This is a genomic window from Micromonospora sp. NPDC005806 (assembly GCF_042871425.1).
In the GTDB taxonomy this organism is placed as follows: Bacteria; Actinomycetota; Actinomycetes; order Mycobacteriales; family Micromonosporaceae; genus Micromonospora.
In genome coordinates this window covers 214,971-228,545 of record NZ_JBIAIL010000002.1, presented here as the reverse complement: position 1 = coordinate 228,545, position 13,575 = coordinate 214,971, and the positions used below count along the sequence as shown (strand labels likewise).

At 71.2% G+C, this 13,575-nt stretch carries 15 protein-coding genes; 6 read left to right on the top strand and 9 right to left on the bottom strand.

The genetic code is table 11. The features are described from left to right. Positions 1 to 20 precede the first annotated feature (20 nt). The 6 genes from ACFYOS_RS03610 to ACFYOS_RS03585 all read right to left on the bottom strand — a co-directional run bounded on the left by ACFYOS_RS03610 (position 21) and on the right by ACFYOS_RS03585 (position 4,636). Positions 21 to 674 (bottom strand): O-methyltransferase, encoded by a 654-nt coding sequence (locus ACFYOS_RS03610; protein WP_387135723.1) that lies wholly within the window; start codon positions 672 to 674, stop codon positions 21 to 23. Between the two features lie 9 nt (positions 675 to 683). Continuing rightward, a complete protein-coding gene (locus ACFYOS_RS03605) occupies positions 684 to 1,340 on the bottom strand; it encodes a Maf family protein (RefSeq protein WP_387135721.1) in 657 nt (218 codons plus the stop codon). 10 nt (positions 1,341 to 1,350) lie between these two features. Next, positions 1,351 to 2,499 carry a S8 family serine peptidase gene (locus ACFYOS_RS03600; RefSeq protein WP_387135719.1) on the bottom strand — a complete coding sequence of 383 codons (1,149 nt, stop codon included), beginning with the start codon at positions 2,497 to 2,499 and terminating at the stop codon, positions 1,351 to 1,353. Next, on the bottom strand, positions 2,496 to 3,881 hold the full coding sequence (locus tag ACFYOS_RS03595; RefSeq protein ID WP_387135717.1) for a hypothetical protein: 1,386 nt from the start codon (positions 3,879 to 3,881) through the stop codon (positions 2,496 to 2,498). The genes ACFYOS_RS03600 and ACFYOS_RS03595 overlap by 4 nt, the downstream gene beginning before the upstream one ends. Next, the gene (locus ACFYOS_RS03590) at positions 3,878 to 4,330 is read right to left on the bottom strand and encodes a hypothetical protein (protein WP_387135715.1); all 453 of its coding nucleotides are present in this window, start codon (positions 4,328 to 4,330) and stop codon (positions 3,878 to 3,880) included. The genes ACFYOS_RS03595 and ACFYOS_RS03590 overlap by 4 nt, the downstream gene beginning before the upstream one ends. 93 nt (positions 4,331 to 4,423) lie before the next feature. Then, the gene (locus tag ACFYOS_RS03585; RefSeq protein WP_387135714.1) at positions 4,424 to 4,636 is read right to left on the bottom strand and encodes an acyl-CoA carboxylase subunit epsilon; all 213 of its coding nucleotides are present in this window, start codon (positions 4,634 to 4,636) and stop codon (positions 4,424 to 4,426) included. 91 nt (positions 4,637 to 4,727) lie between these two features. Here ACFYOS_RS03585 and ACFYOS_RS03580 point away from each other — a divergent pair, with 91 nt between their 5' ends. Further along, complete coding sequence (locus ACFYOS_RS03580) at positions 4,728 to 6,713, top strand: protein kinase (RefSeq protein WP_387135712.1); 1,986 nt, start codon at positions 4,728 to 4,730, stop codon at positions 6,711 to 6,713. Between the two features lie 85 nt (positions 6,714 to 6,798). Beyond that, complete coding sequence (locus ACFYOS_RS03575) at positions 6,799 to 7,029, top strand: hypothetical protein (RefSeq protein ID WP_387135710.1); 231 nt, start codon at positions 6,799 to 6,801, stop codon at positions 7,027 to 7,029. Positions 7,030 to 7,124: 95 nt separating this feature from the next. Here the strand turns inward: ACFYOS_RS03575 and ACFYOS_RS03570 are convergent, their stop codons facing one another. Continuing rightward, positions 7,125 to 7,877 carry a GH25 family lysozyme gene (locus tag ACFYOS_RS03570; RefSeq protein WP_387135708.1) on the bottom strand — a complete coding sequence of 251 codons (753 nt, stop codon included), beginning with the start codon at positions 7,875 to 7,877 and terminating at the stop codon, positions 7,125 to 7,127. Positions 7,878 to 8,001: 124 nt separating this feature from the next. Then, positions 8,002 to 8,553, bottom strand: a complete 552-nt coding sequence (locus ACFYOS_RS03565; protein WP_387135707.1) for a Uma2 family endonuclease — start codon at positions 8,551 to 8,553, stop codon at positions 8,002 to 8,004. A 100-nt stretch (positions 8,554 to 8,653) separates the two neighbouring features. On the opposite strand from ACFYOS_RS03565, the gene ACFYOS_RS03560 reads away from it, so the two are divergent. The 4 genes from ACFYOS_RS03560 to ACFYOS_RS03545 all read left to right on the top strand — a co-directional run bounded on the left by ACFYOS_RS03560 (position 8,654) and on the right by ACFYOS_RS03545 (position 11,915). Further along, on the top strand, positions 8,654 to 9,397 hold the full coding sequence (locus ACFYOS_RS03560; protein ID WP_387135705.1) for a M50 family metallopeptidase: 744 nt from the start codon (positions 8,654 to 8,656) through the stop codon (positions 9,395 to 9,397). Between the two features lie 96 nt (positions 9,398 to 9,493). Next, positions 9,494 to 10,477, top strand: a complete 984-nt coding sequence (locus tag ACFYOS_RS03555; protein ID WP_387135703.1) for a ketopantoate reductase family protein — start codon at positions 9,494 to 9,496, stop codon at positions 10,475 to 10,477. A 63-nt stretch (positions 10,478 to 10,540) separates the two neighbouring features. Next, positions 10,541 to 11,041 carry a SigE family RNA polymerase sigma factor gene (locus tag ACFYOS_RS03550; RefSeq protein WP_387135701.1) on the top strand — a complete coding sequence of 167 codons (501 nt, stop codon included), beginning with the start codon at positions 10,541 to 10,543 and terminating at the stop codon, positions 11,039 to 11,041. Continuing rightward, on the top strand, positions 11,034 to 11,915 hold the full coding sequence (locus ACFYOS_RS03545; RefSeq protein WP_387135699.1) for a hypothetical protein: 882 nt from the start codon (positions 11,034 to 11,036) through the stop codon (positions 11,913 to 11,915). Before ACFYOS_RS03550 ends, ACFYOS_RS03545 begins: the two co-directional genes overlap by 8 nt. A gap of 68 nt (positions 11,916 to 11,983) precedes the next feature. Here the strand turns inward: ACFYOS_RS03545 and ACFYOS_RS03540 are convergent, their stop codons facing one another. After that, a complete protein-coding gene (locus ACFYOS_RS03540; protein WP_387135697.1) occupies positions 11,984 to 13,567 on the bottom strand; it encodes an acyl-CoA carboxylase subunit beta in 1,584 nt (527 codons plus the stop codon). Between the last annotated feature and the right edge of the window lie 8 nt (positions 13,568 to 13,575).

The window sequence follows — 13,575 nt, the reverse complement described above, 5'->3', positions numbered from 1 at the left end:
GCTCACCTCGGCGATCCGGCTCAGCGCACCCGCGCGAGGGTGACCCCGTCGGCGATCGGGAGCATGACGACGTCGACCCGGACGTCGGACAAAATCTCGTCGTTGAATGCGGCGATCGCCCGGTCGTCGGCGTTCTGCGGGGCGAGCACCCGGCCGCCGCGCAGCGTGTTGTCCACCGCGACGACCGCGCCCGGCCGCATCCGGGGCACCAGCTCGTCCCAGTAGACCGGGTAGCCCACCTTGTCCGCGTCGATGAACGCGAAGTCCAGGTAGCGCTCGCGAGGCAGCTGGCGGAGCGTGTCCGCGGCCGGGCCGATGCGCAGTTCGATCCGGTCCTGCACGCCGGCCCGGGTCCAGTACCGCCGGGCGACGCTCGTGTATTCCTCGGAGATGTCGAAGCAGGTCAGCCGGCCGCCCTCGGCGAGCCCCCGGGCGATCGCCAGCGAGGAGAGCCCGGTGAAGGTGCCCACCTCCACCGCCTGCCGGACGCCGAGCAGCCGGGTGAGGAAGGTCAGGAACGCGGCCTGCTCCGGCGCCACCTGCATTTCCGCCTGGGCGGGGAGGAGCGCCCGGGTCTCCTCGGCCAACTCCCGGACGATCTCGTCCGGGGCCGAACCGTGCGCCACGAGGTAGGAGTGCAGTTCCGGGGTCAGCGGCAACGGCTTCGTGCTCATGGACGGACGTTAGCCGAGATGTTCGATCTCCTGGCCCCCGGGCGCGACCTTCGTCCACAGATCGGTGATGCTCAGCGCCAACTCGCCGAGCAGGCTACGCAGTAGTGGCAGGGAGAGCCCCACCACCGTGCCTGGGTCACCCTCGATGCCGGTCAGGAACGCCCCGCCCAGCCCGTCGATGGTGAACGCCCCGGCCACCGCCAGCGGCTCGCCCGTCGCCACGTACGCGGCGATCTCCTCGTCGCTGATGTCCGCGAAGTGCACCGTGGTCGAGCCGACCCCCTCCGCCCGCGCCTCACGGACCACGTCGATCAGGCAGTGCCCGGTGTGCAGCACGCCGCTGCGCCCGCGCATCCGCTGCCACCGCCGGGTGGCGTCCGCCGCGTCGGCCGGCTTGCCCAGGATCTCCCCGTCGAACGAAAGCACCGAGTCGCAGCCGAGCACCAGCGTCCGCTCGTCCGGTGTGGCGCGCAGCCGGTCCAGCACCGCCTGCGCCTTCAGCCGGGCCAGCTCCAGGCACAGATCCTCCGCCTGGTCACTGACCACCTGGGACTCGTCGACGCCGCTCACCAGCACGTCGGGTTCGATCCCGGCGGCCTGGAGCAGCTTGCGGCGGGCGGGACTCTGCGAGGCGAGCACGAGGCGCAGCGGTACGGAGCTCAACACTCCACCGACGCTACCGGCTGATCCGGGGCGGCGGGTCGTCGGCACGGCGACGGCGCCGCCACACCAGATAACCGCCACCCGCCGCTGCCAGCACGCCCAACGTCACCAGCCCGCGCGCCGTCGCGCCGTCGTCGCCGGCGCTCTCGTCCCCGGGCAACGCCTGGTTCGAGGCCGCCGGGGTCGCGGCGGTCGACTCGAAACCCAGCGGAGGTACGTCCGCCGTGAGCGCGGCGACCAGGTCGATGACGCCGTAGCCGTACTCGTCGTCGCGGCCCGGTGGGCCCTTGTCGATCGCGGTGGCGGTCAGGCGGTGCGCGACCTCCTCGGCAGGCAGGTCGGGGTACTTGGACCGGATGAGAGCGGCAGCCCCGGCGACGATGGCGGTGGCGGCCGACGTTCCAGTCCCCTTCGAGTACTTGCCCCCGTAGCTGGTGCTGTAGATGTCGACCGCTGGTGCGGCGACATCGATCTGGGGCCCGGTCACTGAGACCGTAGCGTGTCTCCCGGAACGATCAATGCCACCCACTGCGATGACGCCTTCCTCCGAGGCGGGGTAGCCAATCGAGGAGGTTTCTGGTTGGTTACCTACCCCTGCGACGACAACGATGTCGGCCGCCAAGGCTTCTTTGACTGCCCGGATTAGGCGAGTACTTGTCGCGCCAGTGCTCGAAATGCTTATCACGTCTGCGTGGTGAGACGTGGCGTACTCAATTGCGGCGGCAAGGTCATCGGCATGGCCGCGGTTGTCGGCTCCTGCGGAAACGATGGGCATAATCCTGGCTTCAGGAGCGATGCCAAGTGCACCGACATTTTCCGCTGTGCCGTGTGCTGCAATCAGTCCTGCCACGGAAGTGCCGTGGCTATTTGCGTCTCGGTGGCCATCGCCCCGCCCGCCCGCGATGATATCGGTGCCCGGCAAGAGATTCCTGGCCAGATCCGGATGAGGGTCAACGCCCGTGTCTGGGACCGCCACGACGACCCCTGAACCCCGACAAATTCGATGAGCCTGCCTGACGTTCAGGTACTTCAAGTGCCACTGGTCCGCTTGAATTCGGCTGGCCTCACTGGGGTTTGGCGCGGCAAATGACGGCGCGGCGTCGAGGGGGAAGAGAGTTACTGCAGCGAGCGTGCCAACCGCGCGAAGCGCTAGCCGCCTCACCGGTCCAGGCCAATAGCGGGCCCCGGATCAATTGGGCCTTCATTGTCAGGTGGACGCACTATCGGGGCAACGCCTTTGTCTGTCTCCCAAGGGTTATCTGGGTCCCATTGGCGAGCAGGTTTCCCGCGACGGTCATCTCTCGCGTTGCTTGCGTTATCGCCGCCTTGACGCGCGCTTCCCACGGAAGGGGAGCCACCATATGGTGGCACGCCGTGCAGCCCAGCGAGATGGCCGCGGCCAACCCCGGGGCGCGAGCCGGCGGCGCCGCTTGGCGCGGTACCCGCACCCCCACCTCCGATGATCCCGCCGACGGGATTGACTCGATGGGACGGTATTGCCCTAGCGCCAGGCTGGCCCAGTCCCATTCCCGGCGTTCCACCAATGAGCCCACCGGGCTGCATTGGTCGAGGCGGCGCGGCGTGAGGCGGTCCGCCCGTGAGCGACTTGTTGGTGGGGCCGAGACGCTCGCTGATGGGTTTGACTTTTCTGTCTTGGCCAGGTGCGGCTATCGGCGGCACCAGGGGAGGCATGTTTCCCGTAGGGATGGTGCTCGATGTCGGCGGAACCGTCGGGGTGATGCTTGGCGCGGCAGTAACGGGGGGAAGGGTTAGGGCGGGGCCAGTCCCGCCGAGCACAGGCCCTGGCCCGGCGGCGGTTGGCACAATTGCTGGGCTCTTTGTCGTTGAGAACTCGTGAGGCGTGAGCTGCATGGGCGACGCTGCTACAGCCACTGGCACAACGGGCGGGATGATCGGTGCCTGTGCACTGCCGTATGCGTCAGGGTTGTTGGTCTCGATACCTGGTCGTTGGGCGGGCGGTGGTTGGCGGAGCATTGCTTGGGCTTGCTGGAGTTCGCCGCTCAACCCCACCATCAGCCCCCGCGCCCGGACGTTCAACCCCTCCAGGTCCGCATCCGTCACCGGTGGCGTGGTCGGTAGGCGGCTGCCCGCCACCGCCTTCGGGTCGGCAACGATCTCCTCGTACGCCTGCTTCTGCTGGAACTTGGCCGCGTACTCGTCGTGGAGCAGCTTGAGGTCGGCGCGGGTGCTGGCGATGGCGCGGGTGGCGGCGGCGAGCGCGTCGTAGTTCGCGACGGCGGCGTCGTGGGTGCGCTGCACCTTGTCGATGAGCTGGTCCAACTCGGCGAGGTACGTGCGGGCGGCGGCGTTGGTCTCCGGCGGCCATGCGTCGGCGAGGCCGCGCCGGTATTCCCGCAGCCGGCTGAGGTGGGCGAGGGCGAGGTCGCAGATCTTGCGCCAGCCGGCGACCTGCTTCCACTGCCCGGTGGTGTCCTGATCCTGGACGCACGCCCACATGCTGAGCACGTCCATCAGGTGCCAGTCGGTGAGGCCCGAGGTGCGGCCGCTGCCCCGTTCGATCACGGCAGCACCACCGGGCCGTCCTCCGAGACGGTGGGATCGGACAGTGGCGGCAGGGGGCGTGGGAGCGTTGTGGACGGCGCGGTCAGCGCCCGTTCGACGTCGGCGACCCGGGCCGCGGAGAAGGCATCGGTGTGCTGGTACGTGGCGGCGATGAGCCCGGCGGCGTCGGCCAGGCGGCTGGTGGCCGGCACCATGCCCCAGACCATCTGCACCGTCGCGGTCTGGGTCTCGTGGTGCGCCTGAAGGAACTGCACCAGCTCGATGAACGCGTCGGCGGGGTTGGGGATCTCCGCCTTCATGTCGTCGGCGATGTACGACAGGTGCGGGGCGTAGTTGCGTGTGACCTCGTCCTGGAGCCGGTCGGCGAACTCGCGCATCTGTCGGATGTCGGCCTCGATGCCGTCGTAGCCACGCAGCCAGCCCGCCGGTTGGTTCTCCTCGGGGATCATCGACCCTCCCTGCCCGTCACCGCGCCGTTTCCCTGAGTGAGGTTAATGGCTCGCGCGGAATCCCGGCAGTCCCGGGGCGTACCCGCGATGGGGTCAGCGGGGGAGGCCGGAGGCGCGCCACGCGCCTGGACCGGCGATCGGCGCCGCGATCGCCGGACGGGCGCTGCGCGCCCAGTGCGACACCGGAGCCGGGGCGGGGGCGGCGGTCGACCGGGTCCGCACGGCAATCGCGCCGACCAGGGCGGCCAGCTCCTCGGCGGTGGGCACCCCGCGGACGATCCGGAACAGCGGCTCTTCGGCAGACATGACCTCAGGGTACGCGTCGAGAACTTGACCTTCGCCGCACAGTGGCGTGCCGGCGGTGTGCGCGTTGGAGCTGCCGGGTACCGTCTCAGCGATGTCTGAAGCGCTTCCCCAACTCGTTGCCGACCGGTACCGGCTCATCTCGCCGCTCGGCCAGGGCGGCATGGGTCGGGTGTGGAAGGCGCGTGACGAGGTCCTGCACCGGGACGTGGCGATCAAGGAACTCGTCCCCCCGCCCAGCCTCACCCCGGAGGAGCGCCGCGAGATGCGGGAACGCTCGCTGCGGGAGGCGCGCGCGATCGCTCGGCTCAACAACATCAACGTGGTCCGCATCTTCGACGTGCTGCGTACCGACGGCGACCCGTGGATCGTCATGGAGTACGTGCCGTCCAAGTCGTTGCAGGACACCATCGCCGAGGACGGGCCCGTGACGCCGGCGAAGGCCGTCGAGATCGGTCTCGGGGTCCTGGGCGCGTTGAAGGCCGCCCACAAGGCCGGCATCATGCACCGCGACGTCAAGCCGGGCAACGTGTTGCTCGGCAACGACGGCCGGGTGGTGCTGACCGACTTCGGCCTGGCCACGATCCCGGGCGACCCGAACGTCACCCGCACCGGCATGGTGCTCGGCTCGCCCGCGTACATCGCGCCGGAGCGGGCGCGGGACGGCACGGCGGGGCCGGAGGCCGACCTCTGGTCGCTGGGCGCGACCCTCTACGCCGCCGTGGAGGGCAAGTCGCCGTACGCCCGGCCGTCGGCGATCGCGACGCTGGCCGCGCTCGCCACCGAGCCGCTGCCGCCACCGAAGAACGCCGGGCCGCTCAGGCCGGTGCTCCAGGGCCTGCTCCGCAAGGACCCGACCGACCGGATCACCGCCGAGGTGGCGGAGCGCCTGCTCCGCAAGGCCGTCGGCCGGCGGGCGAAGAGCATCTCCCTGCTGGACGGCGTACGCCGGCCGGGGCCGAACGGTCCGCGCGTGCCCCGCCCACCGCTGGTGCCGGCGCCGCGCCCGACCGATGGGCGCGCCGAGCGGCCGTCCACCCCGCCCATCTTCGCTCCGGGCACGGCTGCGGCCGCCGGCGGGGCCGCTGCGGCGGACGCCGCGGCCAAGGCGCCTCACTCCGCCGACGCGACGCCGACCGCGAAGGTGAGCCCGCCGGTCGCCGAGCCGACCGCAAAGCTCGACGCCGAGTCGCAGCCTGCCGCGCACGCCACGCGGGTGGACGACGGCGCCCCCGCCCTCGACGAGACGCGGGTCGACGGCGCGCCGGCGGCGAAGGCCACGCCGGTGGAGCCGCCGCAGCAGCCAAAGAACCGGACCTCGGTCCTGGCCGCGCCGGTCAGTCCGGCGCCGTCGGCCGGCCGGGCCGCGGTCATCCCCGGTACGAAGCCGGAGCACAACCGGCGCAACCTGCTGATCGGCGCGCTGGTCGCGTTGTTGCTGATCGGCCTCGTGGTGGCCGTGCCACTGCTCAACAGCGGTGACGACCAGGGCGACGGCGGGCAGCCGTCCGCCGCCACCTCCGGCCCGGCCTCGCCGGCCACGCCCAGCGCCGCGCCGACCTCGGCCGCGCCGAGCAGCGCCGCCCCGAGCCCGACTCCGTCGCCGACCGCCTCTTCCACCGGATTCGTGCTGCCGGCGGGCTGGCAGCTGTACGAGGGGCCGATCGGCTTCAAGGTGCCGATCCCGAACGGGTGGAAGGCGAGGGTCCGCTCCGCCGACAACTCGGTGGTGCTGTATGAGGTCGGTGGCGCGAATCGGGTGCTGCTCGTCCAGTGGACCAGCTCGCCGAAGAAGGACGCGGCCGCGGACTGGAGGCAGCAGGAGCCGGCCCGCCGGGGCCGGGTCAACGACTACCAGTTCGTCGGCATCAAGTCCTGCGACTGGTACCGCACCTGCGCCGACTGGGATTGGCTGGAGACTCGCGACGGCGTCCGCTTCCACGTCCGGAACCGGGGTGTGGCCACCGCCAGCAACCGGGGCTACGCCCTGCGCTGGGAGGTGCCCGCGAGTTCCTGGGACGCCGACCTGGCAAGCTGGAACACCATTATCAAAGGCTTCCAGCCGGACCGGGTGAACTGAGCCGGGGATCGGCCCCGCGAAACTGACTCGCATGGCCTTCCGTCGTCCGGGGTATTGAACCCGCGAAGACGGAAGGAGGTACGACATGAGTTGCCGACACAAGGACACCGGGCCCCGGGTGGCACTGTGGATGCTGGTCGCGCTCGGGGACATCGTCCTGCTGCTGGTGAGCGCCGGCCTGTCCGCGCCGGTCGCGGTGCTCGGTGTCGTGGTCCTCGCCGTCGCGGGGGTGGCGACCTGGCGGCTGTCCCGGCGTACCACCCTGACCGGGCGGGCTTCCGCGCCCGTGTCGGTCGGCCCGCGACGCAGAGCCTGACCTCGCACCGAACGCCTCGGTGGCGGCAGCCGGACCAGCCGTTCACCCAGGGTGACAGCCGGCCCCGCTGCCGCGGACCGGGCGCGGCGCGGCCGTCAGGCGGTGTTGTTGGCCAGGGCGATCAGCCGGGTCCGGTCACCGTTCCAGTAGTCGCGGTCCACGTTTCCGCTGATCCCGGAGACACTGCCGGTGCTGGTGTACTGCCAGAAGCTCCAGACCGGCGCGCCGGCCGGCAGCGTGCCGGGGGTGCTCGCCCAGCGGGCGAGCCAGAGCGGGTGGTTGGCCCACGGGCCGGTCCAGCTGCCGGTGCACTGGTTCCACCAGCTCGTGGTGGTGTAGATGACGGCGTAGCGGCTGGTGCGGGACTTGTAGGTGTTGAGGAAGTCCTGGATCCAGTTGCGCATGCCGGTGGTGCTGAGGCCGTAGCAGTAGCCCCCGCTGTAGGGGTTCGCCTCGATGTCCAGCGCGGCCGGCAGGGTGCGGCTGTCGGCGGACCAGGCACCGCCGTTGCTGGCCAGGTAGTTGGCCTGGGTGGCCCCGGACGAGATGTTCGGCCGGGCGAAGTGGTACGCCCCGCGGATCACCCCGGCGTTGTACGCGGCGACGTAGTTGGTGTTGAACCTCGGGTCCTTGTAGCTGGTGCCCTCGGTGGCCTTGATGAAGGCGAACTGGATGCCGGCGTTCCGGACGCTGGTCCAGTTGATGCTCCCCTGGTAGTTGGAGACGTCGATGCCAGGGGTGGTGGCCGCCGCCGCCGGTCCGGCGGTGGCGACGAGGGCTGCGGCAGCGGTGGCGGCGACGGTGATGCCGGCGGCGAGCAAACGGCGGACGGACAGTCTGCGGACCATTGATGCCTCCATGGACGTCAATTGATTGACACTCATCATTGGAGGTGAGCGCCGTGGAAGGCAAGAGGTCCTAAAGAAACTTTCATAGACGGCCGTCGTCTTCCCGGTGGCCGATCAGGATCGGTCAGCGGAGCGTCGCCGGGTCGAGTTCCCAGCGGAACGGCTGGGTGATGCTGAGAGTCTCACCCGCCTTGGCGACCCGGTCCTCCACATAGTGCCCGCCGTCCAGCCGGTGCAGCCGCAGCGACTGACTGTCGCCGTCCTGCTCCACCAGCAGGTACCACGGGATCCGGGCGATGGCGTAGAGCTGCATCTTGACCAGGCGGTCAGCGGCCGCGTTCCCGGGCGAGACGATCTCTCCGACGAGGACCACCTCGTGGGGCTCGAGGACGGTTCCGTCGTCCTCGGCCTCGGTGACGACGAGGTCGGGGATCACGATCCGGTTGACGCCAAGGCGGACGTTCACCGCGTCGAAGACGTTGAGTCCGACCCTCTCGGCCGCAGCCTCGATGCTGTTCGCCAGACGGCGGGCCACCCGTTGGTGCCGCCTGCTCTGGGCAGGGCTCACGATCAGGCTCCCGTCGAGCAGTTCGATCCGGTTGGGGCTATCGCCCAGGGCGAAGTAGTCGACCTCGGTCCGGAGGCCGACATGGGGCTCAAGGGGTGCCGCGCTCATCGGCGTTCACCTCCTGCTCCAGTTGCCACCCGATCAGTTTCACACCATACGGGCCGCCGGCCCTGAAATGACACTCGATCAGCGAGTAGGCTCCCCGCCCATGCCCCTGATCGACGGCCTGACCACCATCTGGGACAAGCTGCTGAGCGCGCAGCCCGACCCACCGCCGCTGCTGGTCCTGCTCACCGCCGCCGTCGCGTTGACGGTGGTCGCCACCCGGCTGCCCTGGCGGATCGCCCGCAACGCGGTGACCATCGCCCACGAGGGCGGCCACGCACTGACTGCGCTGCTCACCGGCCGGAAGCTGCGTGGCATCCGGCTGCACTCGGACACCTCCGGCCTGACGCTGTCGGCCGGTCGTCCCAGCGGCCCGGGCATGATCCTCACCCTGCTCGCCGGCTACGTCGCCCCGTCGCTGGTCGGTCTCGCCGGGGCGTGGCTGCTCGCCGGCAACCGGATCACCCTGCTGCTCTGGGTCGCGGTGGCGCTGCTGCTGGCCATGCTGGTGATGATCCGCAACGTCTTCGGCGTGCTGTCGCTGCTGGTCACCGGCGGCGTGGTACTCGCCGTCTCGTGGTATACCTCCCCGCAGGTGCAGGCCGCCTTCGCCTGGACGTCGGTGTGGTTCCTGCTGTTCGGCGGCGTACGCCCGGTGGTGGAGCTGCAACGGCTGCGCAGCCGCGGCCGGATGCCGGAGTCCGACGCCGACCAGCTCGCCCGGCTCACGCCGTTCCCGCCGCTGTTCTGGGTGGGCGTCTTCATGGTGGTCTGCCTCGCCGTGCTGGCCGTCGGCGGGCTGCTGCTCGCCGGCCCGATCCTCACCGACGCCGGCCTCACCGTCTGACGGCAACGGCCGGCGCGGCCACGCCGTGACATCGGGCAACGGTGGCTCTGCCACCTCGCCGCAGCGGCCTGACCGGCGAAAGGCAGAATCGGACGCATGCGGTACGTGATCATCGGAGCGGGCGCGGTCGGCGGCACCATCGGCGTACGGCTGGGGGAGGCCGGCCGGGACGTGACGCTGGTGGCCCGCGGCGCGCACCTGGACGCGATCCGGGAGCGGGGCCTGACCCTGCGGACGCCGGACGGCACGGTGACCGGCCGGCTGCCCGCGGTGGCCGGGCCGGCCGACCGGCTGCTGCCCGCCGACACCGTGCTGGTGCTGACCGTCAAGTCGCAGGACACCGAGGCGGCGCTGGCGACCTGGGTGGACACCCCGGTCGAGGGCGGAGGCACGGCGGGCGAGCGGCTGCCGATCGTCCTGGCCCAGAACGGCGTCGCCAACGAACGCGCCGCGCTGCGGCTCTTCGCCCGGGTGCACCCGGTCTGCGTCTGGCTGCCCGCCACCCACCTGGAGCCCGGTGTGGTGGTGGCCAACGGGCACCCGCACCCGGGAATGCTGCACCTGGGCCGCTACCCGTCCGGTTCGGACGACACCAGCCGGTTGATCGCCGCCGACCTGACCGCCGGCGGATTCGTCGCCCCGGTCCGCGACGACGCGATGCGCTGGAAGTACGGCAAGCTGCTCAGCAACCTCGGCAACGGCCTCCAGGCGCTGCTCGGCTCGGACATCCCCGAGCCGCTCGCCGCCCGGATCCGCGCCGAGGGTGAGGCCGCACTGGCCGCCGCCGACATCCCGCACACGGCCCGTGAGGAGGAGGCCGCCGAGCGGGGCGACAAGGTGCAGCACCGGCCGGTCGACGGCGAGCAGCGGGCCGGCGGCTCCACCTGGCAGAGCCTCGCCCGGGGTGCGGGCTCCGCCGAGACCGACCACCTCAACGGCGAGATCGTGCTGCTCGGCCGGCTGCACGGCGTCCCGACGCCGGCCAACGCGGCCGTTCAGGTCGCCGTCCGCCGGGCGGTACGCGAGCGGATCCCGGCCGGCGACTTCCCCCTCGTCGAGCTGGAGAAAATTGTCGGCTGACCGGGCAACCGCACCCCCGACGCCACGCGTCTACCCTGCGACCGTCACGGGGGAGGTAACGGCGTGCCGGACGTCGAGGGGTTCGACGAGTTCTACCGGGGCAGCCGGCAACGGCTGCTCGGCTTCGTTTACGTGCTCACCGGCAACCTCGCCGAGGCCCAGGACGCGGTGCAGGAGGCGTACATCCGGGCCTGGCAGCGCTGGTCCACGGTGCGCGGGTACGACGACCCGGAGGCGTGGGTCCGGGTGGTGGCCAGCCGGATCGCGGTGAGCCGGTGGCGCAGCCTGCGCAGCCGGGCCCGGGCCTACCTGCGGCACGGGGTGGAGGAGAGCATCCCCGCCCCGAGCACCGACACGGTCGAGGTGGTGGCCGCGCTGCGCCGGCTGCCCGAGGAGCAGCGCACCGCCATCGCGCTCTACTACCTGCTCGGCATGCCGGTCGCCGAGGTCGCCCGGGAGACGGCGGCCCCGGTCGGCACGGTGAAGGCACGGCTCTCCCGGGGGCGCGCCGCGCTCGCCGGACTGCTCGCGGTGGTGGATCTGGAGGAGGCCGCCGATGCGTGACGAGGACCTGAGGTTCGTCGAACTGGTGCGGCGGGACCTGCGGGACGTCCGCTGGCCCGAGCCGACCGAGATCCGGGCCCGCGCCCGGCGCCGCAGCCGACGTACGGCGGTGGCGGCGGCGGCGGTGACCGTGCTGGCGGTGGTCGGGGGGTCGGCCGTCGCGGTGGCCGCCCGACCCGGCCCACGACCGGCCCCGCCCCTGGCCGCGGCCACGGCCGAGCCGTCGCCGTCCGAGTGGCTGCCGGCCGAGGTGCCGCCGGAGGTGCTGCTCGGGCCGGCCGACGTGCGGACGAAGAGCGAGCCGCTCACTCAGACGGGGCTCGGCGAGAAGGTCAGCGTCAACGAGCAGCTGCTCTACTGCCACCGGCTCCAGCGGCTCACCGCGGACTGGGAGCCGTCGCGCTACTCGCGGTCGGTGACCCTGCTGCGGCAGCGTCCCGCCGGTGCCGACCACCCACCCGGCGACCTCCTGCTCACCGAAGACGTCTACCGGGTCGCGCCGGACGTGGGGGGTCGGCTGTTCGCCGGGATCGACAAGATGCTGGCGCCCTGCGCGAACTGGCGGTCCAGCGGCCCGACCCAGTGGCAGGGCAAGCTGATCGACGCCGAGGTGACCCACCGCTGGCAGGTGGTGGACCGGAACTTCGCCGGTGCCGAGTCGGTGCTGGTGCGGCACACGGTCAGCCAGGCTCGGAACCTGACGACCGGGCGATCCCTGGGGACGGTGGCGCGGCCCACGAGCACCGCGGTGGTCCGCGTCGGCGACCTGGTGTCGGTGATCAACGTGGGCCGGGACGGCACCGAGGCCGACCTGCGCCGGCTGGCCACCGTCGCGGCGACCCGGATGTGTCCGGCCGCCAGCCCGCGCTGCTGACCACCCCAAGGCCCGCAACGATCCGCGCGACGTCGGGATGGCAGCCCGACATCGCGCGGATCGGACCGTCAGAGCGGGATGTTGCCGTGCTTCTTCGGCGGCAGCGTTTCGCGCTTGGTGCGCAGCACCCGCAGCGCCCGGACGATCTGGGTACGGGTCTCGTGCGGCGGGATCACCGAGTCGACGTACCCGCGCTCGGCGGCGATGTACGGGTTGGCCAGGGTGTCCTCGTACTCGGCGATCTTCTCGGCCCGGACGGCGGCCGGGTCCTCGGCGTTCGCCAGCTCGGAACGGTAGAGGATGTTCACCGCGCCCTGCGCGCCCATCACCGCGATCTGCGCGGTCGGCCAGGCGAAGTTCAGGTCGGCGCCGAGGTGCTTGGACCCCATCACGTCGTACGCGCCGCCGTACGCCTTGCGGGTGATCACGGTGACCTTCGGGACGGTGGCCTCGGCGTAGGCGTAGATGAGCTTCGCGCCGCGCCGGATGATGCCGTCCCACTCCTGCCCGGTGCCGGGGAGGAAGCCGGGCACGTCCACGAAGGTCAGCACCGGGATGTTGAACGCGTCGCAGGTGCGCACGAACCGGGCCGCCTTCTCCGACGCGGCGATGTCGAGCGTGCCGGCGAAGTGCATCGGCTGGTTGGCGACCACGCCGACCGGCCGCCCCTCGACCCGGCCGAAGCCGACCACGAGGTTCTGCGCGTAGAGCGGCTGCACCTCGAGGAACTCCCCGTCGTCGAGGACGTGCTCGATGACCCGGTGGATGTCGTACGGCTGGTTCGCCGAGTCCGGGATCAGCGTGTCCAGCTCCCGGTCCTCGTCGGTGATGGTCAGCTCGGCCGGCGTCTCGAAGACCGGCGGCTCGTCCAGGTTGTTCGACGGCAGGTACGACAGCAGCGCCTTGACGTACTCGATCGCGTCCTCCTCGTCGGTGCCGAGGTAGTGCGCGTTGCCGCTGCGCGAGTTGTGGGTCCGGGCACCGCCCAGCTCCTCCATGCCGACGTCCTCGCCGGTGACCGTCTTGATCACGTCGGGGCCGGTGATGAACATGTGCGAGGTCTGGTCGACCATCACGGTGAAGTCGGTGACCGCCGGCGAGTAGACCGCGCCACCTGCGCACGGGCCCATGATCAGAGAGATCTGCGGGATGACGCCGCTGGCCCGGACGTTGCGGAAGAAGATCTCGCCGTAGAGGCCGAGCGAGGCGACGCCCTCCTGGATCCGCGCGCCGCCGGAGTCGTTGATGCCGACGACCGGGCAGCCAATCTTCATGGCCAGGTCCATCAGCTTGACGATCTTCTCGCCGAAGACTTCGCCCAGTGAGCCGCCGAAGACCGTGAAGTCCTGCGCGAAGACGCAGACCTGCCGGCCGTCCACCGTGCCGTAGCCGGTCACCACGCCGTCGCCGTACGGCCTGGTCTTCTCCAGCCCGAAGGTGGTGGACCGGTGCCGGGCGAGCTCGTCCAGCTCGACGAAGGAGCCCTCGTCGAGCAGCATCTCGATCCGCTCCCGGGCGGTCTTCTTGCCCCGCGCGTGCTGCTTCTCGACCGCGCGCGCCGACCCGGCGTGCACCGCCTCGTCGACCCGACGTTCCAGGTCCGCCAGCTTGCCGGCGGTCGTGTGGATGTTGATCCCGGTCTCGGTAGTCACCCAGGGAA